The sequence below is a fragment of the Mucilaginibacter koreensis genome, from assembly GCF_054783355.1.
Window position 1 is genome coordinate 508351 of sequence record NZ_BAAGQS010000001.1, and the last position, 24381, is coordinate 532731.

Annotated in this window: 12 protein-coding genes; 8 read left to right on the forward strand and 4 right to left on the reverse strand. The window is 44.2% G+C overall.

From position 1 onward, the window contains the following. The first annotated feature begins 7 nt into the window (after positions 1–7). The 4 genes from ACYVNW_RS02375 to ACYVNW_RS02390 all read left to right on the forward strand — a co-directional run bounded on the left by ACYVNW_RS02375 (position 8) and on the right by ACYVNW_RS02390 (position 6982). Positions 8–874 (forward strand): SdiA-regulated domain-containing protein, encoded by an 867-nt coding sequence (locus tag ACYVNW_RS02375; protein WP_460678238.1) that lies wholly within the window; start codon positions 8–10, stop codon positions 872–874. A gap of 69 nt (positions 875–943) precedes the next feature. After that, positions 944–3304, forward strand: coding sequence for a hypothetical protein (locus ACYVNW_RS02380; protein ID WP_460678239.1), 2361 nt, complete (start codon positions 944–946; stop codon positions 3302–3304). Between the two features lie 173 nt (positions 3305–3477). Further along, the gene (locus ACYVNW_RS02385) at positions 3478–4293 is read left to right on the forward strand and encodes a phosphatase PAP2 family protein (protein ID WP_460678240.1); all 816 of its coding nucleotides are present in this window, start codon (positions 3478–3480) and stop codon (positions 4291–4293) included. Positions 4294–4405: 112 nt separating this feature from the next. Further along, a complete protein-coding gene (locus ACYVNW_RS02390) occupies positions 4406–6982 on the forward strand; it encodes a BamA/TamA family outer membrane protein (protein ID WP_460678241.1) in 2577 nt (858 codons plus the stop codon). A 21-nt stretch (positions 6983–7003) separates the two neighbouring features. Here the strand turns inward: ACYVNW_RS02390 and ACYVNW_RS02395 are convergent, their stop codons facing one another. After that, positions 7004–7534: a 5' nucleotidase, NT5C type gene (locus tag ACYVNW_RS02395; protein ID WP_460678242.1), complete on the reverse strand. Its 531-nt coding sequence runs from the start codon at positions 7532–7534 to the stop codon at positions 7004–7006. A 430-nt stretch (positions 7535–7964) separates the two neighbouring features. On the opposite strand from ACYVNW_RS02395, the gene ACYVNW_RS02400 reads away from it, so the two are divergent. Together ACYVNW_RS02400 and ACYVNW_RS02405 are read left to right on the forward strand one after the other, a co-directional pair. Beyond that, entirely contained in the window at positions 7965–9473 is a 1509-nt protein-coding gene (locus tag ACYVNW_RS02400) for a GAF domain-containing protein (protein ID WP_460678243.1), read from the forward strand. 14 nt (positions 9474–9487) lie between these two features. Further along, positions 9488–14350, forward strand: a complete 4863-nt coding sequence (locus tag ACYVNW_RS02405; RefSeq protein ID WP_460678244.1) for a chemotaxis protein CheB — start codon at positions 9488–9490, stop codon at positions 14348–14350. Between the two features lie 60 nt (positions 14351–14410). Here ACYVNW_RS02405 and ACYVNW_RS02410 read toward each other — a convergent pair whose 3' ends face one another. From ACYVNW_RS02410 to ACYVNW_RS02420, 3 genes are all read right to left on the reverse strand, one after another. Next, positions 14411–15754, reverse strand: coding sequence for an efflux RND transporter periplasmic adaptor subunit (locus ACYVNW_RS02410; RefSeq protein WP_460678245.1), 1344 nt, complete (start codon positions 15752–15754; stop codon positions 14411–14413). Between the two features lie 64 nt (positions 15755–15818). After that, a complete protein-coding gene (locus ACYVNW_RS02415) occupies positions 15819–19076 on the reverse strand; it encodes an efflux RND transporter permease subunit (protein WP_460678246.1) in 3258 nt (1085 codons plus the stop codon). Between the two features lie 24 nt (positions 19077–19100). Next, complete coding sequence (locus ACYVNW_RS02420; RefSeq protein WP_460678247.1) at positions 19101–20516, reverse strand: TolC family protein; 1416 nt, start codon at positions 20514–20516, stop codon at positions 19101–19103. 340 nt (positions 20517–20856) lie between these two features. On the opposite strand from ACYVNW_RS02420, the gene trxB reads away from it, so the two are divergent. Next, a complete protein-coding gene (trxB, locus tag ACYVNW_RS02425) occupies positions 20857–21816 on the forward strand; it encodes a thioredoxin-disulfide reductase (protein ID WP_460678248.1) in 960 nt (319 codons plus the stop codon). 246 nt (positions 21817–22062) lie between these two features. After that, entirely contained in the window at positions 22063–24372 is a 2310-nt protein-coding gene (locus tag ACYVNW_RS02430) for a family 20 glycosylhydrolase (protein WP_460678249.1), read from the forward strand. The last annotated feature ends 9 nt before the right edge of the window (positions 24373–24381 follow it).

A 24381-nucleotide genomic window follows, 5' to 3' on the forward strand; every position in this document is an offset into this window, starting at 1 on the left:
GCCTAAAATGAAAATTACACACATTGTATTGCTTTTAACAGCCTGCACTTTACAGTGGGCTTGTGTTAAAGGGCAAAAAGAAGTTAGCTATATAAGCCCGCCCGGATATGACCTCGGTAAACCTAAAAAGTTCCTGATGGGGGATGATTTGCTGGAGATTTCCGGTTTTGTATTTAATCATGGTAATACCGATACCGTTTATGCCGAACAGGATGAAGACGGCAGGATATACCGGTTCAAACTAGGCGAAAAGTCGGTAAAAGATACCCGCTTCGCCAAGCATGGCGATTACGAAGATATTGCGATACTGAACCGCCAGGTTTTTGTGTTGAAAAGCAACGGCGCTATTTACAATTTTCCGCTGGATAGCGTAGTGCATGAGCGGCTCGAAAATGTGAGAGAGTTTAAACACTTGTTGCCCGAAGGTGAATATGAAGGCATGTACGGCGATTCTGTTACCCAAAAGTTATATGTACTTTGTAAGAACTGCAGCACCGATAAAACCTCTAAAAGCAACAGCGGCTATATGTTGAAGTTGGGTACAGACGGTACTTTGCAACCAGCCGGAAACTTTGAAATAAAAGTAAAGCAGATTGATAAGTTGGCCAATGAAGAAGATAAAATAAAATTCAGGCCATCGGCTTTGGCCAGGCATCCGTTAAATGAACAATGGTACATTTTATCATCGGTAAATAACCTGTTGGTGGTAGCAGATAAAAATTGGAAAGTTACTGATGTTTATCACCTCAATCCTCAAGTTTTTTTGCAACCCGAAGGCATGGCTTTCGATAAGATAGGTAATTTGTACATATCCAACGAGGGAGACGAAATTTCGTCAGGAAACCTGTTAATGTTTCCGCTAAGTAAAAAATAGTTATCATTGCCTGTAAGGGGAATTACCTGAGTTGAAGATTGTGTTATTTTACAGGCAGAAAATGCAACTATGCAAAGCAGCAGCTTTTATTTGAACAAACATGTAGTAGAAACAAGGCTGATAGAATCGGAACTTTCATTTGAGCCTTTTATTCGCTACCTGCAAAACCGTATTAAAACCGAAAAAACAATACGGGCGAAGCTGTATGAGTATATTCTGAATGAATTTGAATCTAATGCGGCTTGTTTAGGCAATTGCTTCAGCATTGACGACCTGCAGGATGACCGGCATAAACAACTGTTGGAGCTGATGTATGCCGCATTAACCCCGGCGCTGGCCAACGAAAAGGATTACATGTGGGCGCTGAGCACACCAGTGCCCAACAAGGTTTTTTACAGCACCGAAGCCTTTTATGATTTTACGATGAGCGAGCAATCTGCCGAAGTAAAATCGCCGCTGATTGCCAACCGCGATTTGTTGCAGAAACAATATTTAGACTATGTATACCGGTTAATTTTAAAACGCCTGTATCATTTTACTTCAGCCCTCAGTAACGAAATCTATTATTCACACCTTAATGCCGAAACCAAGCTTTGCCGGTATTATAAAATACATGTAGATACCAATTTTATTGATATTGAAGTAAAAGGCGAATTACCCGAACTCACCTTTGAAACGATAGAGCCCTACCTGCATGACGAGGCAGGGGTGGAAGCCCTGATGGAAATATTGCCGCTTCAGCTTTTTAAATTCAAAGGTTTTGCGGTAATTACTTTGCAGGATGTAACTGCCCGCCATGCCATTGATGAGATCAGGAATGCGATAATTGACCACGGGACAGACGAAGGCAAATTGTTTGAGCAGGTAATTCAACTGCTGAAAACTTTAACCGAAGACGATACCATTGAGTTTGGATTACTGCCTTTCATCAAAATTAACGGCGAGCCGGTGTTTGATAGCTACATGTGCTCGCATAGTATGGTGGTAAAGGCCACAAAATCATTAAGCAATGCCGAGCGTACTTTCAGGACTATTGCTACTAATTTTGAAAGCCACCCCAAAGCGGTATACTATTCTGCTATAACTGAGGCCCGGCAGGAGAAATATCAATACTTAAAGATATTAAAGCAGGCCGGTGTACAATCTTATGCCTGCATACCGCTGTTGTACAATAAGCACCTGGCTGGGGTGCTCGAAATCTACTCTTTTAAACAAATTTCATTTGCTGAAGAGCTACTCTCTAAAATAGATTTTACCCTGCCGTTGCTCTCACAACTTTTGCAAAACAGCCTTGATCATTTTAATGCCAAGGTAGACCAGGTGATCAAAGATAATTTTACCTCACTCCAGCCTTCGGTTCAATGGAAATTTAACGAGGCCGCCTGGAATTACCTCCAGCAACAGCGTGGCAAGCGCTCGAACCTGAAAATAGAAACGGTTGAGTTTAAAGATGTCTTTCCGCTTTACGGTGCTATTGATATCCGTAATTCTACGCAAGAGCGTAATAATGCTATGCAGCAGGATATGAGTAATGCCTTAACCAGTTTACTTACGGTGCTTAATCGTTTGCAGCATTATATTGAAGAAGACCGCTTAAATTATTTGCTAACCAAAACCAACCAGTGGCTAAGCAAAATCAGCGAATCGGTTAATACTAACGATAAGTTGCGCATAGACCAGTTTTTGGAAAACGAAGTAAAAGCCACACTTACTTCAGTAAAGGAATCATATACTGCTGACACGGCCGAGTTGATAGATGAATTTATTGCTGCCATCCGCATGGATAGTGAAGGACCGGTATATGCACATCAAAACCAGCTCGAAACTTCTATTCAGCTCATTAATACATCCATTAACAAGTATCTGGAGCAGGCACAACCCCAATTGCAGGAGATTTACCCCAGTTTCTTTGAAAAGTTCCGTACGGATGGGGTAGAGTATGATATATATGTGGGGCAATCTATCGCCCCCGATCAGGCGTTTAACCGTAAAATTCTGGAGCAGGTAAGGGTGTGGCAGCTTACCTCAATGGTAGACATTGCCAGGCTTACCCACAGCCTGCAACAGCAGATGCCTGTAAAGCTGCAAACCACGCAGTTGGTATTCATACACAGCAACCCAATTGATATCAACTTTAGAAACGATGAGCGCCGGTTTGATGTGGAAGGCGTATACAACATCAGGTACGAGGTGGTAAAAAAACGTATTGACAAGGTACTGGTGAAAGGTAAAGACGAACGCCTTACACAGCCTGGAAAAATCGCTTTGGTCTATCTCACCAAAACCGAAGCCAAAGAATATCGCAGATACATACAGCAATTGCAGAAACAAAATTTGCTCGCGCCGGAACTGGAAGAACTGGAGCTGGAAGAAATACAAGATGTAAAGGGCTTAAAGGCATTGCGTGTAACAGTGAACATTGAAGAGTAGGGATTACCTGCTTACCTGCATTTGCGAGATGTAAAGCATAAAATGATTTCTGGTCAAACAATTTGAACCCTTTCTTCATATTACATCAACAATAAATTTTCGATTGCTTAACATAGCCTATTTTAAATTTGAAGCATATATTTTACCTTCTGCTCTGTTTTACTACGCTCAGTGTGAGTGCCCAGCAAGTTGATACTGTACGAACTGCTAAAGACACCACCCGGAAAAATATTATTGATACCCTTAAAAAGGATTTACTTACCGCGCCCGATACAGTACAGCACTTACGCAGTAAGGCACTTTCTTTAGTACCGCCGGCTGCTTTGGTGGGGTATGGTGTGGCATCGTTTTACATCAGGCCCATGCGCCGGTTTGACCGGTATGTGTACAGGGAAGCTAACGAACATGATTTGGCGCCCCGGTTTCATGCAGAAGATTATTTCCAGTATGCACCGGTTGTGCTCACCTACGGATTGAACTTAGTTGGCGTTCATGGTAAAAATACATTTGTAGATCGTACCCTCATTTATGTAATGGCACAGGGTATGATGAATTTAGCCCTTTTCAGCTTAAAACATGCCACCCACCGCTTAAGGCCCAATGGGGCCGACCGGCTGTCGTTTCCATCAGGCCACACCAGTAATGCCTTTGCCAACGCCGAATTTATGGCGCAGGAATTAAGCGGCAATTCACCTCTTTATGGTGTTGCAGGTTACACCCTTGCCACCACAACCGGAATTTTGCGCATTTATCACCAAAACCATTGGTTTAGTGATGTTGTAGCTGGTGCGGGCTTTGGTATCCTGGCTACTAAAGGCGCTTATCTGTTGTATCCTTACATTCGTAATTCACTGTTTGGCGGTAATAAAAAAGCTGAAAAGAACAGGAACCTGCCACCTGAATTACAAAAGAAAAAGAGTTCAAGTTCTTTACTGCTTCCCACATTTCAGGAGGGCGCTTTTGCATTGCAATTTTCCATGCAATTTTAATAATATTGTCAAAGTGCAATGAGAGCATCAAACTACAGCATCAATTAAATGCTGGAAGTGCTGAATCCTTGTATATTTAACTTTTCAACTACCGTATCTTATTCAATAATTAATGAAGCTTGCTGCAAGTTTTACCGCTCTGGCGTTAATCGCTTTTTTATTTAATGCCAATGCACAAAATGCCCATGGTAAAGCCGACAGTATTACCGTAGCTATTGCGCCCGAATACAATGAGGTGAATGGCTTCCATCGTTTGTTGTTTGGCGAAAATTACCGTAAGCTTTGGGCCGTACCCGTAAAAATAAGGGTACTGCACCTGCAACAGGAAAAAGGTGGTTTAACCATATCGCAACTGGGCGGTGGTTTGCAAACCAAATCATTGCGCCTGCGCGATGCCTCGGGGCAGGAGTGGGTACTGCGTACAGTGCAAAAGTACCCCGAGCGTGCCCTGCCGCCAAAGTTGCGTAAAACAGTAGCTAAATATATTTTACAGGATCAAATATCTACTTCAAATCCTTTTGCGGCTTTAACTGTGCCCCCAATGGCCGATGCATTAGGCATCCCACATTCTAACCCCGAAATTGTATATATCGGTGATGATCCCGGCCTGGGCAAATACCGTAAGGATTTTGCCAACGGCACTTACCTTTTCGAAGAACGGGAACCAGAGGAAGCAGAAGATACGGATAATACCCACAAGGTGCAGGACAAACGCCGCGATGATAACGACGTAAAAGTGGCTGATAAATTGGTATTACGTGCCCGCCTGTTGGATATGGTTTTAGGCGATTGGGACCGCCATGATGACCAGTGGCGTTGGGAGAAGGAAAAAAGCAAAGATAGCACTGTATACAAGCCCATCCCGCGCGACCGTGATCAGGTGTATTATAAAACCTCCGGTATACTGCCCTGGGTGGTGTCGCACCAGTGGCTGAAAACCAAGTTTCAGCCTTATCGGGGTGAGATACGTGATATTAAAACCTGGAACTTCAATGGCAGGTATTTTGACCGGTATTTTTTAACACAGTTAAGCGAGCAGGATTGGAAAGAGCAGATTGAATATGTGCAAACCCGCCTTACCGATGCCTTGGTTGAAAAAGCCATGCACCGTTTGCCGGATAGTATTTATAAATTATCAGGTCCACAAATTATTAGTATATTAAAAGCAAGACGCGATAATTTAAGTCGGCAGGGAATGGAGTATTACCGCTTTTTATCACAGGTAGTAGAAATTCCGACCACCGATAAGCGTGAGCAATTTGTAATTGATGAGCAGCCCGATGGCAAGGTAGCGGTTACCGTACATAAGGTGAAAAAGGATGATGGTTTAGCCCAAATTACTTATCAGCGTACTTTTGATCCTGCTGTTACTCAAGAGATACGCCTGTACGGTTTTGACGGCAAGGATGTGTTCAAAGTGACCGGCAGCGGCCACTCGCCCATCAAGGTGCGTATGGTAGGCGGCGGCGGGGTAGATACTTTTGAAGTAGCGCCTACCGTAAACAACCGCAAAAATCTGTACATCTATGATCGTTCTGATAAAGAAAATATCCTGCCAAGTGGTTCACTGGCCAAATTGCGCCTGTCTACCGATACAGGTGTGAATAGCTACGACCGTAAAAGTTATGAGTACGACCGCTTTCAACCTATAATTTCTGGTAGTTATAATAATGATTACGGCGTATCACTGGTAGGTGGTTTTGCCTATACCAAACATGGCTTCCGCAAAACGCCATACGATTTTAGGCACGAGCTACTGGTGAATTATTCACTTGCCCGGCATTCATTTTTAATTACTTATTCGGGCGATTATAAGAAACTGATTGGCAACAATGATTTAAGTATCAATGTGCTGTCAAGAGGCCCCAATAGTATAAACAACTTTTTTGGCATTGGTAACAATACCGTTTTTCCGAACGAGGGTCGGCGCGAAATTGAATATTACCGCAACCAGTACGATTGGGTAAATGCTGATGTGCGCTTAGGGCACACGTATGGTAAATTCAGAGTTACTGCCGGTATAGGCGGTCAGTTTTACCATAGCAGTGCCGAGGATAACGAGCGTCGCTTTTTGTTAGAGTATAACCAAGCCAACCCACAGCAAAATATATTTTCAAACCGTTATTATGCAGGACTCGTAGCCGGGTTGGATTACGATACCCGTAACAACGCGGAAGCTTCAACCAAAGGCGTATACTGGCATACAACATTAACCGGTATGCAAAAGCTTAATAAGGGGGGCGATAACCGTTACGGTCAGTTGGTAACCGAATTTAGCTTCTATATAAACCCCTGGAACAGCACCCGCTTGGTTATTGCCAACCGTACAGGTGCAGGTACTACTGTTGGTGATGCCGAATACTTTCAGCAGTTGAAACTTGGTGGCCCGCAAACTTTGCGTGGTTTCCATACCTACCGCTTTACCGGCCGTACGATGGCATATAATAATCTTGAACTACGCTTAAAATTATTTGATTTCAACTCTTACCTGTTTCCCGGCTCGGTAGGCGTAGTTGGTTTTAACGATGTTGGCCGTGTATGGGTACCCGGCGAGAAATCAAACCAGTGGCACGACGGCTATGGCGGCGGCTTATATATATCACCGGCCGAGTTGATTATGCTGCAATACGCTTTCGGGTTCTCGAAAGAAAATACCTTGCATTACATCTCTTTTGGGTATAGGTTTTAAAAAGTAGCATGTACGGCAACTCTAATACCCGGCTTTAAATAAAGCCAGCACTTCCTGCCAGTTGTTGACCCGGGTATGATGGGTGTAGTTAGCGTTATGCCCGGCCGAAAACATAATGGTTTTACCTTTGCAGTAATCGAGGTTCTTGCAATGGTCGTCAATCATATAGTTGGTTTGCACAATACTTTTGTCGCCGCAAAACACAATGTTTCGCCAGCCAATAAAAGGAAAATGTTCATTCAGCCACTCCAGCTTTTCGGGCAAAGATTGCGGGAACTCAACCGCAGCTGAAACAATGTAAACTTCGTGTGTTTTCATCAGTTTTTGCACCGCTTCCACAGCCCCTTCCATCACTGGTAATGTTCTGAAAAAGCCGGGTGTATGCACAAACCTGCGCACTGCAGTTTTGTCCGGCAAGGCTTCGGCTTCTGGTATGCCCAAGAAGTTTTCTTTGGATACTGTTATCCCGGTTTCTCGTTCGTACCAGGTAATAAATTGTAGTTCTACATCGGCCAAAACGCCGTCCATGTCAATAGCAACCGTTTTTCTCATAGATGGTATGTTTAAGATGAATAAGATTAGAAGAGTAAAATAAGGAATACAATTTTATTTCGTTGCTGCTGCCAATATAATATCCAACGTTCGCTGTTAGCAAAGGTGAATAATTAATGCGTTTGTTTAGATAAGTAAGTAATTAAATTTTGTCTTTCAATGAATTTATAGTAACTAATAGTTAAGTTTGTTTAAAGCGGATGTAGTGATATAATGATGTTATTTAAATAAATGCAATTGCGCGCGTTGAATGCCATATTCAATTTTTACTCTGAATAAGAGTGACTAAATTGTTTCAGACACATTTATTGCTACATTAGCTAAATTATTTTAAAGCGTATCTTATATTGCATATTGGTTAATCATAAATGCCTGATATCAAAAGATACGAACATTACCTATTTGAAAAATACTGGTTCAGCGCCTTTTTATGACTGAAAAAAATTTTGATTCCGAATTTTGCGGCAGCCTCCCTTTGCATCATGTAAACATGATTCAACCGCATGGCTACCTGTTGGTACTCAATAAAGAAACCTTACAAATTATACAGGTAAGCGAAAATATAAGCGATGTGCTGCAGATCAATGCGCAGGATGCCATCAATACCACTTTTGCTAACTATGTAGAAGAAAACCAGCTGGAGGAACTAAAAGCCAAGCTGGATACCGGCATTAAGGATAAGATACCTGTAACTATAACCCTTAACCAGCAACGTTTACTGGCTTTAATTCATGCCAATCATGAGTATTTGTTACTGGAGTTGGAAAAAGCGGAGCAGGGTTTCGAACGGTCGTTTATTAATGTTTTCCAAGAGGTAAAATATGTAATGGCCACCATTGACCTGGCTACCTCGGTGCAGGAAGCCTGTGATATTGCCATTCATGAATTGAAGCGCATATCAGGTTTTGATGGTATTATGATGTACCGTTTTGACAAAAATTGGAACGGAACCGTAATTGCCGAAGAAAAAACCAATGGTTTGGAATCCTACCTGGGCGTTACCTTTCCGGCTTCTGATGTGCCCAAGCAAGCACGTCAGTTATATCTGAAAAATCCTTACCGCCTGATTCCTAATCGCGATTATACGCCGGTAAGATTATACCCGGTATTAAACCCGGTTACCAATTCTTTTACCGATTTATCAGACTGCAATCTGCGTAGCGTAGCTGCAGTGCACCTGGAATATCTGAAAAATATGGGTGTGGCGGCTTCCATGTCGGTCAGGGTGATTCATAACGAACAGTTATGGGGGTTAATCTCCTGCAATAACGTTAATCCTTATTACCTCAACTTCGAAATCTGTTCAATTTTCGAATTACTATCGAGTGTAATTTCCAATAAAATTTCTTCTATTATCAATAAGGAGGAATACAATTTTATTTCCGCATTACAGGAAAAGCGTAATGCTTTAATTGAGCACATTTATACCGAGAACAATGTGGCCAAAGGCTTGCTTGACCATGAGGATAATGTGATGACCTTATTTGGCGCTACCGGCGCAGTTGTATATACCGATGGTAATATTACAACTGCCGGCGAAGTACCTAACAGTGAAATACTGGAAAATCTGTTATTGTGGTTGCAAGCCAAAAATATAAACAAGGTATATGCTACCACACAACTAGCCGAAATATTTGATGAAGCCATAGCTTGTACTGATATTGCAAGCGGAATGCTGGCCATACCTATTGATAGCGACGCCGGCGATTACATTGTGTGTTTTAAACCAGAAGTGGTACGCACTATTGAGTGGGGCGGCAACCCTAATCAGGCCATTAATTTTGAAGCTAACGGGTTGAATTATCATCCGCGTAATTCATTTAAAAGCTGGTTGGAAACGGTAGATCAAACATCCTTGCAATGGCACATGCAAGAGTTAAGTATTGCCGAAACGTTCCGGAGTTTTGTGTTCGAGTACAAAACCAAGCAGTTGCTTTAATCGTGCCTCTATCTATGAGTAAAAAGGTGCAATCCGAATATTTAAAAGGCGTTTCTTCAGGTAAGGCTGATAGTTATGTGGTAGCTATAGGAGCGTCGGCAGGCGGGTTGGAAGCCATACACGAGTTTTTTGACCACATGCCGGGCAATTCCAGCTGCTCTTTTATTGTTATTCAGCACCTGTCATCAGATTATAAAAGTCTGCTGGTTGAGCTCGTATCGAAACATACCCACATGAAGGTGTTTGAGGCGGCCGAAAACATGAGCCTGCAGCCCGATTGTGTGTATATTATTCCCAATAACAAACTGATGACCATTAGCGGTCACCGGCTTAAACTGGCAGATAAACTGCACGATAAGTCACCGAATACTGCAATTGATAATTTCCTGTTTAGTTTAGCGCATGATAAGCGCGAAAAAGCTATAGCTATTATTTTATCGGGTACCGGTACTGATGGTACCAAGGGGATAGAAGCCATCAAAGAATGCGGCGGAATGGTGATTGTGCAAGACCCCGCCACTGCAAAATTTGACGGCATGCCTAAAAGCGCAATTACTTCGGGTAACGCCGATGTGATTGCAGTGCCTTCGCAAATGCACGAGGAGCTTTTTGCCCTAACCAATCAGGAACCTATAAAAATTTTAGAAAACGGCAAAATCAACGATGATTTGCTGAACGAATTGTTCAACCTGGTGCATCAGCACAGCGGGCACAATTTTAATTTGTACAAAACACCTACTATCATCAGGCGCATTGCCCGGCGCATGAACCATACCGGCATCAAAAGGCTGGATAAATATGTGGCTTATTTGCAGGAGAATGATGATGAAGTAAAAGCTTTGGGCAAAGATTTTTTAATTGGTGTTACCAAATTTTTCAGGGATAAGCCGGCTTTTGAACTGTTGGCCGGTAAAATTATTCCCGAAATTGTAGACACCAAGGAGGAGAACGATACGCTTAAGGTGTGGATTTGCGCCTGCAGCACAGGTGAGGAGGCTTACTCTGTAGCCATATTAATTGACCATTATTTGCAGCAAACCGGCAAAGAGCTGGATGTAAAGATATTTGCTACCGATATAGACGAGGCCAGTTTAGAAGTGGCCTCACGCAATGTATACCCTGAAACTATAGCTAAGGAAATAGACCCAGAATTGTTGGAAAAATACTTCATCAAAGAAGGGCATTATTATTCAGTAGCTACCCATATCCGCAAGCAAATTGTATTTGCGCGGCATAATGTTATTAAAGCGCCGCCATTTATTAAAAACGATTTGATTTGCTGCCGTAACATGCTGATTTACATGAATACGCTGTTGCAGCAAAAAGTATTGGCTACTTTCCACTTCTCTCTTAACCAAGGTGGCTTTTTGTTTTTGGGATCGAGTGAAACCGCTTCTGTAATTAAGGAGGGCTTGCATGAAATTAGCGGCAAGTGGAAACTATACCGCAAAATCGGCCCTATTACGCAATCGGCACATAGCACCTATTATAGTAATGGTCAATCTTTAGTGGCCGAAGTAAATAAGCCGACAGTAAAAAACGAAAAAGCTACCACAGATGCCTTTAATGACTTTTTAGTAAACGACCTGGGTTACGTAGGTATCTTCGTAGATAAAAACTGCGAAATAAAAGAGACTGTAGGTGACTTTAAAAAATACCTGTCTTTACCAGATCGAAAACTGGAATTGAACATTTTGAAGATGGTTCCGCGCGAACTGTCGTTTATGCTCAATACAGCACTGCGGCAATCATGGAAGGATAGCAAAGATGTACATTTTAAACGCATCCGCGTAAAGCGCGATAATGAAGATGTATATGTAAACCTATCAGTAAAACCGCCTCTTCCAAACGCGTCTAAACCCTTCACGCTCATTGTATTCAATGAAATACAGTTAGATAATGTCTCCAAAGAGGATATCATCGTTCCTGATACCGGCAATGAACATCAGAATGGGTACGTAATGGAATTGGAGTCTGAGCTGACAGAGGTTCGGAATAACCTGCAAATGGCTGTTGAGGAAATGGAGACCACTAATGAGGAACTCCAGTCCAGCAACGAGGAGCTGTTGTCGGCTAACGAGGAACTCCAATCCAGCAACGAGGAACTGCAGTCACTCAACGAAGAGCTGCACACGCTCAATACCGAGCATCAGCTGAAAATAAAAGAGCTGATTGACCTCAATGATGACCTGAACAACTACTTTAAAAGTGTTGATATCGGGCAGATATTTGTTGATCATAATACCCGCATCCGCAAGTTTAACCCGGCTGCGGTAAGCATGGTGAATTTGATTGAAGCCGACATTGGCCGGCCTATCAACCATATTTCAAACAATATTAAATATGACCACTTTCTCGAAGACATCAATCAGGTACAGCACAGCGAAGATCTGATTATTGAGAAGGAAATTGAACTCAAAGATGGTAAGCACTGCCTTATGCGCATTCTGCCTTACATCCGTAAGGATAAACAGAAGGATGGGGTGGTGATCACCTTTGTGGATATCAGCACCATTACCGAACTGAGCAATATTGTTTCGGGTGTATTTAGTACCAGCCTTAGCGCTATTATGGTGTTTAATGCAGTACGCAATCCGCAAGGGCAGATTGCCGACTTTGATTGCGTGACCGCCAATAACATGGCAGCACAGCTTTTAAACAAGCGCGAGGAAGAGTTACAGCATGTATTGCTGGGTAAACACCTGCCCGAACTGTTGCCAAACAACTTGCTGGATAAATTTAAACAGGTAGTAGAAACCGGCCACAACCTGCAAACCGAAGTACATTTCGAAAACCGGGGCTGGTTTATGGTACTGGCCACCAAAATTGCAGATGGCTTTGCCGTAACCTACACCAATATTACCGAGCGTAAGCAGGCCGAACAAAAGCTGAAGAAAAATTACAACGAACTCATCAGCACCCGTGAGAACCTGAAAAGGCTGAATAACGAGCTGGAGGAAAAAATTAAGGAACGCACTTTGCGCCTTTCGCAAAGCGAGGAACGTTTCAAGTTGGTTTCACAGGCTACCAATGATACCATTTGGGATTGGAATATGGTTACCAATGTAATGTGGCGCAGCGATAACTTTACGGCCATGTTCGGTTACCAAAACGGAACAGAAACAGGCAGTATCAAATACTGGTTTGATAAAATACACCCTGAAGACCGTAAAGACGTAGAGCAGAGTGTATACGATGCCATCAACAGCGGACAGAAAAATTGGTCGGCCGAGTACCGGTTTTTAAAAGCCGACGGTAAATATGCTACCATTTTAGACCGGGGCAATATTCTGCACGATGATTTTAATACACCGTACCGTATGGTAGGGAGTATTGTAGATATCAGCCGTATTACAGAGGCCGAAAAACGCGTAAGCAACAGTGAGAAGCGCTTTAAAAAGGTATTTGAATCCAACATGATCGGTATGATATTTACCGATGCCAGCGGCTATATCATTGATGCCAATGATGCTTTTCTGCAAATGCTGGGCTATACCGAACAGGATGTACACAAAGGCGCCTTACGCTGGAATAAACTCACCCCAGTAGAATACCTGAAAATAAGCGAACGTGCAGCACAGGAAGTGCAGAAAAATGGTTTCTGTCCACCGTTTGAAAAGGATTACCTTAAAAAGGATGGTACCCGTGTGCCGGTACTCATGGGCTCGGCAAGGCTTGATGAAGATAGTATGGCCAATGCTGTAACCTACATTATTGATTTAACGCAGCAAAAAGAAGTAGAAAAGAACCGGCGCGAGTTGCAGGGACTGATCAAAAAGCAGCAGGATGAATTTTACAGCATTTTTATGAATGCACCTGCGCTGATTTCCATCCGCCGGGGGCGCGATTTGCGCTATGAGTTTACCAACAAAGCGTTTGATGAATTTTACGGGCGGAATGATTTTATTGGAAAAACTACTGCCGAAGCACATGCCGAACTAAAACATTCTAAACTGTTTGCAGGCGATGCTGAGGTGATACAAACCGGTGAAGCATTAACTGGTAAGGCCTTCAATATTAAACGCCTTGATCCGGTAAGCCGCCAATGGATAGATACCTGGTTCGACTTTTTGTTTACTCCGGTATATAACAATAAAGATGAGATTGATGGCATTGCTTTCTTCGGCTTTGAGGTAACCGACCTGGTAAAAGCACAGCAGGCTACCAAAGAGTTGATGCAGCGTAAGGATGAGTTTATGAGCATTGCCAGCCACGAGCTTAAAACACCGATTACCAGCTTACGTGGCTCATTGCAAATAGCCCAGCGCCTGGCCGACAGGGGTGAGAGTGAAATTAAAGCTTTATATCCGTTCATTATTAAAGCCAATAAGCAAACTACCAAACTCACTACACTGGTTGAAGATTTGCTGGATGTTACCCGCATACATGCAGGTAAAATGCGCTTTAATTATACCTGGTTTAATGCTGGTGAAATGATACGCGAGTGCATGGAAGACACGCAGGCGCATACCTCATCGCACCAGTTTGAATTGAGGGGTAATGCCGATGTACAAATTTATGCCGACCGCCACCGTTTAGAGCAGGTGCTGAGCAACTTTATGTCTAACGCCATCAAGTATTCGCCTGATAACGACCGCATTATTGTAACCAAAGAGGTTACTGAACATAATATGCTGAAAGTATCGGTGCAGGATTTTGGTATTGGTATACCGGCGGATAAGAAAGATATGGTGTTCGACCGCTTCTTCCGCGTTCAGGAATCTTCACAGAAGTTTTCTGGTCTGGGCTTAGGTTTATATATAACTGCCGAGATTATCAACCGGCATCACGGAAAGATTGGAGTAGACAGCGTAGAGCATCATGGCTCTACTTTTTGGTTCTGCATTCCGCTTACACAAACGGAGGATAGTTATTAAATTTAAAAATACTTATGTCATGCTGAACTTGTTTCAGCATGACATAAAAACAGTGATCATTTAGTTTCCAGCTTTACCACCGTTACCGTACTCTTTCCGCTGGTTGCTGCTTTTACCGGCTTTAGACGAGGATTGAGCCGAGTTACCCATATTGCCCGGATTTTCACCTGTACGTTCTTGCCCTAAATGCTTTTCACCATCATCTTTTTTTGCTGAGGCAGACCCGGAAACGGCCTCCTGATTATCTTTTTTTGGTGTGGTACCTGCCTTTACGTTCACCGGTTGCCCGTCGCGTATCTCGTCGGTAGCAGCTTTTACCACACGGTCGCCTGCTTTTAAATCTTTACCGAACACCTCAATAACATCTTTGCTTTGCAAACCTTTTTGCACGTCTATCCAGCGGGCATGGCGCGTACTGTCAATTTTAATGACAAACACACGCTCTGTAGATTGAACCAGCGCCGTTTTGGGTATAATGAAAGTACTGTCGGCCGAATTCGTTGGAACGTTCACCTCGGCATACATACCGGGCAGTAGTTTTCTATCGGTATTATACACATCCATTTCAATACGTTCCGAGCGCAGGCGTGCATCCAATGCCCCGGCCAGTCGGCGAATGCGGGCGGTAAACTTACGGTTAGGTATGGCCCGCACGGTAAAATCCACTTCATCTTTATTGCTTAATCCGGCAGTGTTCAATTCAGGAACAGACACTACCAAACGCAATTTGTTTTGCGATTGTATCACCATCAGCGGCGTAGCCGAACCTTGTCCGGCAGGACCTACATAAGCGCCCAGTGTAACATTACGCTCACTTACCACACCATCAAACGGGGCACGTATTTGCAGGTATTGCAAGTTGGCAGATACCTCTTGGTAAGCGGCCTTGGCCGCTTCCAAATTGGCATAATCTGCTTTTTTACGGGCTTCGGCCTGGTCTAAATCGTTTTGTGCAATGGTACCTGGCGTTTTGCTGGTATTGTACAACCGGTCATAATTAGCTTTGCTGGCTAAATACAATGCTTCTTGCTGCCTTATGCGGGCCTTGGCCGATGAAAGCTGAGAGTTGATTTCAGGTGCTTCCAATGCAATCAACAATTGATTTTTATGTACTTCTGTGCCAACATCGGCTAAATATTGCTTTACATAGCTGTTAATTTTGGCATACAGGCTCACCTGCTGGTATGGTTGCAACTCGCCGGGTATTTGCATGGTGGATGAGATGCGGCCCTTCTCAATACTTACTGCTTCAACAGGCGGTACTTCAATGTCCCGCTGCTCTTGCTGTGCTTGTTTCTGCCGTTCTTCCTCTTTTTTATCAGAGTGGCAGGCGCTCATGCCAAGGCTGCCTATGAGCGTGAAAATGGTAGCTGTTGCAGATATACGTTTTCTCAGTAGTGTCATATTCGATGGTGATAAGACGCTTTTTTTATGTTGAACAATCATGTAGATAGCTGCTGTTAGTTGATTAGTGGTGGGTTGCCGGGCTATGTGCCTGATGGTGCTGTGGAACAAAATATTTGCTTTGTTCATCCTCCGGATCGAGCGATACGGATTGTGTGGTAGTTTTTCTCTGTACCCAGGCAAATACCAGCGGCAATATCAGCAGCGATGCAAAAGTAGAGAACAGCAAACCGCCAATTACTGCACGGCCTAAGGGTGAGGTTTGGTCACCGCCTTCGCCAATACCTAAAGCCATCGGAATCATACCCACAATCATGGCCAAACTGGTCATCAGGATGGGGCGTAAACGCAGGGCTACCGCCTCTCGGGCGGCCTTCAGTGCGTCACCATTTACCAGGCGGAGCTCTTCTGCATTAGTCACCAGTAATACGGCGTTGGAGATGGATACACCTACCGACATAATCATACCCATATAGGATTGCAGGTTAAGCGTAGCTCCCGTAAGTTTAACCAGCAACAATGCACCCACAATTACAGCCGGCACGGTAGATAACACCACCAGCGATACCTTGAATGACTGAAAGTTGGCCGCCAGCATCAGGAAGATGACAATAATAGCCACCAGTAAACCTGTTTGCAGGCTGCCCAGCGTATCGCTTAATGTCTGTGTAAGGCCGCGGGCTTCTACGGTTAAACCGCGGGGCAGTTTGCCCAGGCTTTTAATCACATCCTGCACATCATCACCTGCCGTGCCTAAATCTTCTTTATTCAAATTGGCGGTAACCGACAGGGTAGGGATGGCCCCAATATCATCGTTCTCGCCATAAGTGGTATCTAATTTTATATCAGCTACATCGCCTAATACCGGCCGGCGCTGATTGGCAGTTAAAGGTATCTCGCGGATATCATTAATACTGGCCATCTGGTACTCGGGTACCTGTACCTGTACACTGTAACTGAGCCCCACTTTTTCGTCAAGCCAAACATTCTTTTCAGTAAAACGGGATGATGAAGTAGAAGCCACCAGCGAGCGCGAAATATCACCTACACCCAAGCCCAGTTGTGCCGCCCGTACCCGGTCAATATTGATATTGATGGAAGGGTATTTAAACGATTGTCCGATTTGCGCATCTCTTATGTAGTCAATCTTTTTCAGTTTTTCCAATATCTTGTAGGCATAATCTACGTTCTGTTTTTTGTTCTTGCCGGATATGGCAATCTCAATTGGTGTGGGCGAACCTTGGCTCAAAATCTTATCCGTTAACTCAATAGGCTCGAAAGATACCCGCACATTGGGCAGGGCCTTATGCATACGGTTTCTGAATTCTTCTTTAATGTCATCCAGGCTACCTTCATGGTCCTCGGTTAAGGCTACCTGCATTACCGCCTCCTGCGGGCCGGCCATAAACAGGTAAATGGGGCTGGTCGAGAACTGTGAAGGATGTTGCCCCACAAAAGAGGATGTTACTGCTATTTTATCTTTTCTAACCATGTCGCCCAATACCTGCAATGCCCTTACGGTGATCGCTTCGGTTCGTTCCAGGCGTGTGCCATCAGGGGCGCGTAAGCGTACCTGAAAGGTACCGGAATCTACTTTGGGTAATACATCGCGGCCAATAGTACTGAACAGCAGTAAGGCAATGCCTACCGCTACCACTACATATGTGCTTACAATAAGTGCCCGGCGCGGCAGCATGGCATCAATCCATGTAATAAACCGCATCCTGAATCTATCAAAACGGGTTTGCTTTTCTCCGGTATGTTCTTCGGTGGCATGTTTGGCAGCATCTTCTTTTTGGTGTGCCTCGTCGGCATCATCATCCCGGGCATAATCTTCCTTCTCATGGTCGTTTTTCATTAACCAGTTGGCCATAATAGGCACAAAGGTTTGCGCCAGAAAGTAGGAAGTAATCATGGAGAAACCGATAGCTAAGGCCAGTGGCAAAAACAATGCACCAGGAATGCCCTTCATGGTGAAGGCCGGGGCAAATACGGCCAGAATACAAAAGAGTATAAGTAATTTAGGAAAAGCAATTTCTTTACAGGCATCCCAAATGGCCAGCGCTTTAGGTTTGCCCATATCAAAATGCTGGTGAATATTTTCGATAGTTACTGTAGATTCATCCACTAAAATACCAATGGCGAGCGAAAGCCCGCTCAGCGTCATGATATTGATGGTTTGATGGAAAAGCGACAGGAATAGGATGCCCGACACAATACAGGTAGGGATAGTGAGGATTACAATCAATGCACCACGGCGGTCGCCCAAAAACAATAATACCATTAAACCGGTGAGTACCGCACCAATAGCGCCTTCTTCGGCCAGGCTTTTTACTGCATTAATTACATAGGTAGACTGGTCAAATTCATAAGATAGCTTTACGTCCTCAGGCAATAAACTCTGAAAACGAGGAATAGCCTTTTTCAAACCTTGCACCACCTCCCAGGTTGAGGCATCGGCCGATTTGGTGATGGGCAGATACACCGAGCGCTTACCGTTTACCAGGGCGTAGCTGCTGGTAATATCGGCGCCGTCTTCAACAGTGGCTACATCGCGCAGAAATAAGGTTTGAATGCCGTTTTTATAAAGCGGAATATCACCAAAATCCTTTATGGCTTTAATTGAAGTGTTGGCTGGGGTAAGGTAGTTGTAATCACCAATACGCACGTTACCCGCAGGTGTGTTCAGGTTGTTTTCGCGGATAGCAGTTACAATCTGATCGGGTGTCAAATTATGTGAGCGCAATAATTCCGGATCCACTTTAACAACCACCGTACGTGTATTGCCACCGAAGGGGGCCGGAGCTACTAACCCCGGCACTGTGGTAAACGAAGACCGTACATACACATTGGCCAAATCCAGCAGTTCGTTATTCGTTCGGCTCGGACTGGTAAGTACCAGCTGGCCTACCGGCAGGGTAGAAGCATCGAACCTGAGAATAAAGGGCGGTTGGGTGCCGGGCGGAAAGATAGCTTGCGCACGGTTGGTATACCCCGTTACCTCTGCAGCTGCCTGAGCCATATTGGTGCCTTCGTAAAAGGTAAGCTTGATTAAGGTAAGCCCCTGAATATTGCGGGTTTCAATGCTTTTCACACCTGATACGTAAAGCAGTAAGTTTACATACTGCTTGCCGAAGTACGATTCCATCTGGCTGGGCGTATAGCCACCATAAGGGTGCGAAATGTAAATTACCGGCAAATTAAGGTCGGGGAAGATGTCTATTTTAATACTGCGTACCGCATTTAAACCGAAAAAGAATAATCCGGCCACCATCACCAGGATGGTGATAGGCTTGCGGAGTGCAAATTTGATTAATCCCATGTGGAGTTGAGCGTATGAGCGTAATTAAAAGTTATTGATAAAAAGATCAAAATCACCGGTAGAAGCCGCTTTAAACAGCAGCGCCTGCCATACATTGTTGTAAGCAATGTAGTTATTGGTTTCGGCGCGGTACAAAGCGTATAAGGCCTGCGTAAAATCGGTGATGTTGGCTAGTCCGTTACGGTACAGTGCAGTTTTTTGATTGTAAGCATCCGTGGCTGATTTAATCTGTATCGGCGCTTCAATAGAGTTTTTCACCGCGTTGCGGATGCGGGTTTCGGCCAGAACAGATTGATCACGCAATTGCTGATCGAACAGGTTGTATTCATCCTGATATTGCTCTGAAATAAATCTTTGCGAACGCACCTGATATTTGGTACGGAACAGGCTGGTAAAATTCCAAACCGTACCTATACCAATAATGTAATTATAGCGGGTGGGGTTTACGCCATCAAAATAGCTGCCGGTGTAAGTAACCGGCAAATTAATTTGGGTAGAATTATTGAAACCTGATCCACGCCCTTGGAAAGTGCCAAACAGGGTAAATGTAGGCAGTGCAAAAGTTTTTTGATAACGCGCCTGCTCGTCACTTACCGCAATCCGGCTCTTGTAGTATTGCAGTACCGGGTGATTGGCAAAGTTAACCTGAGGAGCAGGGTCGGGGTTGGCTGGATTTTTTACCACGAAGGTGCTGTCTAAAACATAGTCCTGCGGTGGTGGCGCCACACCTAAATATTGCGAAAGCTGGTTAACCTGTTCCTGTTCATTTTGCTGGGCGTTGGTGAGCTGAATGCGGGCGTTGGACACCTCAGCATTAGCAAAAGAAGAATCTACACCGGGATTGAGGCCATTCTTTACACGGGCCACCACCACACGGCGGATGTCGAGCGTGCGGTTCAAATTATCCTGCTGTACCTTAACCAGTCGCTGAGCGGCCAATACATTCAGGTAAGCCGCTGCAATCCTGATTTTGTGCTGAAATTGTTGCTGATTGTAATCGGCTTCATCACGGTTCAGTACTTGCCGCTGCACTTTTACTTTTTCAGTGGCACGGCCAAAGGCGAAGAAGTCCCAATTTACATTGGTTAAATACAAAGCGCCGAATGCAGCATCCCAATTTTGATTATTGAGCGTAGGTCCCGATGAGCCAACGTTTAAACCACGGTAGCCAAATTGCGGCCCGTTCTGCCCATTGATAGTTCCGTATGATTGTTGTGCCGAAAAGTTCAAATCAGGCAGGTATTCTGTTTTGGTTTCAGTTAAATAGGCTCTGGAAGATTTTATCTGGCTTTGTTTGGCCTGCAAGGCGGGGTAATTGTCTATGCCCAGCTGTACGGCCTCTTTCATGCTCAGCTTTTTGATCTCCTGTGCTTGTGCAGCTATTGTTGGGAGTAAAACAATACCTGTTAAACAGACATATTTTGATATTTTGTTAAACATTAGGAGGGGATGTTGCGATTAACAAAAGCAAATGTAGCAGCAATTGCAAAACTATTCGAGTTATAATAGGCTGCATTAGTAATTGTAATGCGAATGTTGCAGGCAAATTGCTTAAAAATTACAAAGCGAACTGATTTCTGAAAAAAGCCGCTAATTTGGGCGTAATACGCATTTTTGCGATATATTTAATGAATACGATGATGAAAAAGTATGTTAAATTGCCAATATTATATCCATCCATTTATCAACCATACGTAACCAAAGTATCACACAGTACTGACAGTCAGCATTTGCCTTATCGCCTTTAAAAGCTTAAATTTGTACATCAATACATATACTGATGTCTCAAGAAACTGAACATGTACAATGCCTGATTATCGGATCGGGTCCTGCCGGATATACCGCTGCTATTTATGCAGCACGTGCTGATTTGAAACCTGTACTTTACACCGGTATGCTGGCCGGCGGGCAGCTTACCCAAACTACAGATGTGGAGAACTTTCCCGGCTATCCTAAAGGAATTATGGGCCCCGAAATGATGGAGGATTTTCGTGCACAGGCGGAACGCTTTGGTACCGATATCCGTTTTGGCTATGTAAGTTCAGTTGATTTTAGCAGCACTCCGCACAAAGTAGTAGTGGATGAAGTAAAAACAATAACAGCTGATACCGTGATTATTTCTACCGGAGCATCTGCCAAATGGCTGGGCCTGGAGTCTGAAATGAAGTATAACGGCTTTGGCGTTTCGGCTTGCGCCGTGTGCGATGGCTTTTTCTTTAAAGGTCAGGATGTAGCCATAGTTGGTGCCGGAGATACTGCCGCAGAAGAGGCAACTTATTTGGCCAAATTATGCCGCAAAGTTTATATGCTGGTTCGCCGCGATGAGTTCCGTGCTTCAAAAGCTATGGTAAGCCGTGTGCTGAATACCCCTAACATTGAAGTAATTTATAATACCGATACCCAGGAAATTGTAGGGAATGGCCAAACTGTTACCGGCGTACGGGTATTGAACAATAAAACACAGGAAGAAAGCATACTGGATGTAACCGGATTCTTTGTAGCCATCGGCCACCACCCCAATACTGATATTTTTAAAGGCTGGCTGGATATGGACGAAACCGGCTATATCCTTACCAAACCAGGTTCAACACATACTAACGTAGAAGGTGTATTTTGCTGCGGTGACGCGCAAGACAACCAGTACCGCCAGGCCGTAACTGCTGCCGGTACCGGTTGTATGGCTGCCCTTGATGCCGAGCGTTGGCTGGCCGCTAAAGAGGCGGAAGAAGCGGTAGCTTAAACGCATTTAAATTTTATAATGCAACTCAAGAGGTATGAATTTTATTTAGATATATTAATTCATATCGATCATCTGAAAAAGAGATAGAAAAACATAAAGCCATCTGAACAGATGGCTTTTTTTATGCATATCGCTCAAATTTTACACTTTGGGTGTTTGGCTCTGCTCAAAATCATTTATTTTCACCACTTTTAGCATGTGGCCGTTAGCCGGCTGCTAATTCTTTTATCCTATTGTAGACCTATAATGAGTTTAAAACTTCTTTCAGGCGTTATTTTGTGTGCGTCATTGCTGGCCGGCAGCGTTCAGGCTCAAAATCAAATGGCTGCTCCTGCTATTATTCCGCTGCCGGTATCGCTTAAAACCTCTGCCGGTAATTTTTCGGTAAGCCAACAATCGGTAATTATTGCTGATAGTACTGATAACAAGGCTGTACAATTTTTAGCTGCTTATTTAAAAAGCCGCTATGCACTACAAGTGCCCGTAAAGCCTAATAATGGTAATCAGCTTAACGCCATCGTGTTAACCAGCAACGGTGCCGACAATCTTCCTGCCGAAGGTTACCGCCTAACCATTACACCCGGTAACGTAACCATCGCTGGTAAAGGGGCAGGTTTGTTTTACGGTATACAAACGCTTATTCAGTTAATTCCACTAGAGCGCGCAGCCACATTAAAACTGCCCTGCGTACAGGTAGAAGATTACCCGCGTTTTGGCTACCGCGGTATGCACCTCGATGTATCCCGGCATTTCTTTTCGGTGGAGTTCGTTAAAAAGTATATTGACCTGCTTGCTGCTTACAAACTCAATAACTTTCACTGGCATTTAACCGATGACCAGGGCTGGCGCATTGAGATCAAAAAATATCCGCGCTTAACTACCGTAGGCAGCCAGCGTGCGCAAACCCTGATTGGTAACCTGCGTGAGAGCTTAAGCACTCAATATGATAACACTCCGTATGGTGGCTTCTACACCCAGGATCAGATACGCGAAGTAGTAAAATACGCTGCCGACCGCTACATCAATGTGGTGCCCGAAATTGAGATGCCGGGCCATGCACTGGCTGCATTGGCCGCCTATCCAGAGTTGAGCTGTAACCCAAAACAGACGTATAAAGTAGCCGAAACCTGGGGCGTGTTCAACAATGTATTCTGCCCATCAGAAAAAACTTTTACCTTTTTGCAGGATGTGCTGACGGAAGTAATGGATCTGTTCCCAAGCAAATACATCCATATTGGGGGAGATGAGGTGCCTAAAACTGTTTGGCGTAATTCGGCTTATTGCCAGAACCTAATCAAACGCCTTAAACTGAAAGATGAGCATGGGCTGCAAAGTTATTTCATACAGCGGATGGAAAAATTTGTCAACAGCAAAGGCCGCAGCATCATCGGCTGGGATGAAATATTGGAGGGTGGCCTGGCACCAAACGCAACTGTAATGAGCTGGCGCGGCGAAGCGGGGGGTATCGCAGCTGCCCGTCAAAACCATAATGTGATCATGACGCCTGGCAGCGCAGGCATGTATTTTGACAATGCCCAAGGCAGGTTAAGTACCGAGCCCCTGGGTATTGGCGGCTATGCACCCTTACAAAAAACGTACAGCTATAACCCCACACCGGCTGTTTTAACCCCCGAGCAGCAAAAGTATATTTTAGGTGTGCAGGCAAATTTATGGACGGAGTATATTGCCACCGAAAGCAAGGTTGAATACATGGTATTGCCACGTATGCTGGCTTTGTCAGAAGTGGCCTGGACACCAGTAGCACAAAAAAATTATACTAACTTTGCCACTGTACGCCTGCCCCATCATTTAGCATGGCTGGATAAGAACGGGTATAACTTTAGGGTACCCGAAGTAATTGGTTTAAAAGATACCACTACCATTGCAGCACAATTTCCGGTGAATGTGAAGCCATCTGTTGAAGGCGCTAAAATTTATTATACCATTGATGGCTATGCCACCCGCGAAACCGATTTGGTGTATGAGCATCCTTTTAACCTGGATGTGCCTGTAAACCAGTACCGCGACCTGCAGGTCATGGTAATTACACCATCAGGCCTGCGCAGCCCGTTAACAAAGGTAAAAGTGTATAACACACCGCCTTTGGCGCCAAGTAATTATACCGCCAATGTACCCGGCGTAAAATATCAGTATTACAGCGGTAAATTTGATTATACTACTCAGTTCAATACGGTTGCTGTGAGCGACACCGGCGTAGTGAAAAGCTTCAATTTGCCGGTATTCCGTAAAAACCGTCAGCCGTATGGCATAATATATAACGGTTTTATTCGTATTGATAATGATGGTAAATACCTGTTTTCCACTCAATCAAATGATGGATCGGTATTATTGATTGATGACCAGCAGGTAGTGGATAATGATGGCCGGCATAACCTGTATGAGCAAGGCGGAGAGATACAGTTGCAAAAAGGTTTTCACCGCATTACTATTAAGTATTTTGATGCCGGTGGCGCGGCATCAGGTGCACTGCACGTGTACATGACTATGCCCGGCCACCCAAAAGGCGAGTTATCGCCGGCCGACCTGTTTAACTAAGAAACTATT

Bases quoted from the DNA above. Each gene is read 5' to 3' on its own strand.
- ACYVNW_RS02375 (WP_460678238.1), top strand. From the start codon at position 8: ATGAAAATTACACACATTGTATTGCTTTTAACAGCCTGCACTTTACAG.
- ACYVNW_RS02380 (WP_460678239.1), top strand. From the start codon at position 944: ATGCAAAGCAGCAGCTTTTATTTGAACAAACATGTAGTAGAAACAAGG.
- ACYVNW_RS02390 (WP_460678241.1), top strand. From the start codon at position 4,406: ATGAAGCTTGCTGCAAGTTTTACCGCTCTGGCGTTAATCGCTTTTTTA.
- ACYVNW_RS02395 (WP_460678242.1), bottom strand. From the start codon at position 7,534: ATGAGAAAAACGGTTGCTATTGACATGGACGGCGTTTTGGCCGATGTA.
- ACYVNW_RS02400 (WP_460678243.1), top strand. From the start codon at position 7,965: ATGACTGAAAAAAATTTTGATTCCGAATTTTGCGGCAGCCTCCCTTTG.
- ACYVNW_RS02405 (WP_460678244.1), top strand. From the start codon at position 9,488: ATGAGTAAAAAGGTGCAATCCGAATATTTAAAAGGCGTTTCTTCAGGT.
- ACYVNW_RS02410 (WP_460678245.1), bottom strand. From the start codon at position 15,754: ATGACACTACTGAGAAAACGTATATCTGCAACAGCTACCATTTTCACG.
- ACYVNW_RS02415 (WP_460678246.1), bottom strand. From the start codon at position 19,076: ATGGGATTAATCAAATTTGCACTCCGCAAGCCTATCACCATCCTGGTG.
- ACYVNW_RS02420 (WP_460678247.1), bottom strand. From the start codon at position 20,516: ATGTTTAACAAAATATCAAAATATGTCTGTTTAACAGGTATTGTTTTA.
- trxB (WP_460678248.1), top strand. From the start codon at position 20,857: ATGTCTCAAGAAACTGAACATGTACAATGCCTGATTATCGGATCGGGT.
- ACYVNW_RS02430 (WP_460678249.1), top strand. From the start codon at position 22,063: ATGAGTTTAAAACTTCTTTCAGGCGTTATTTTGTGTGCGTCATTGCTG.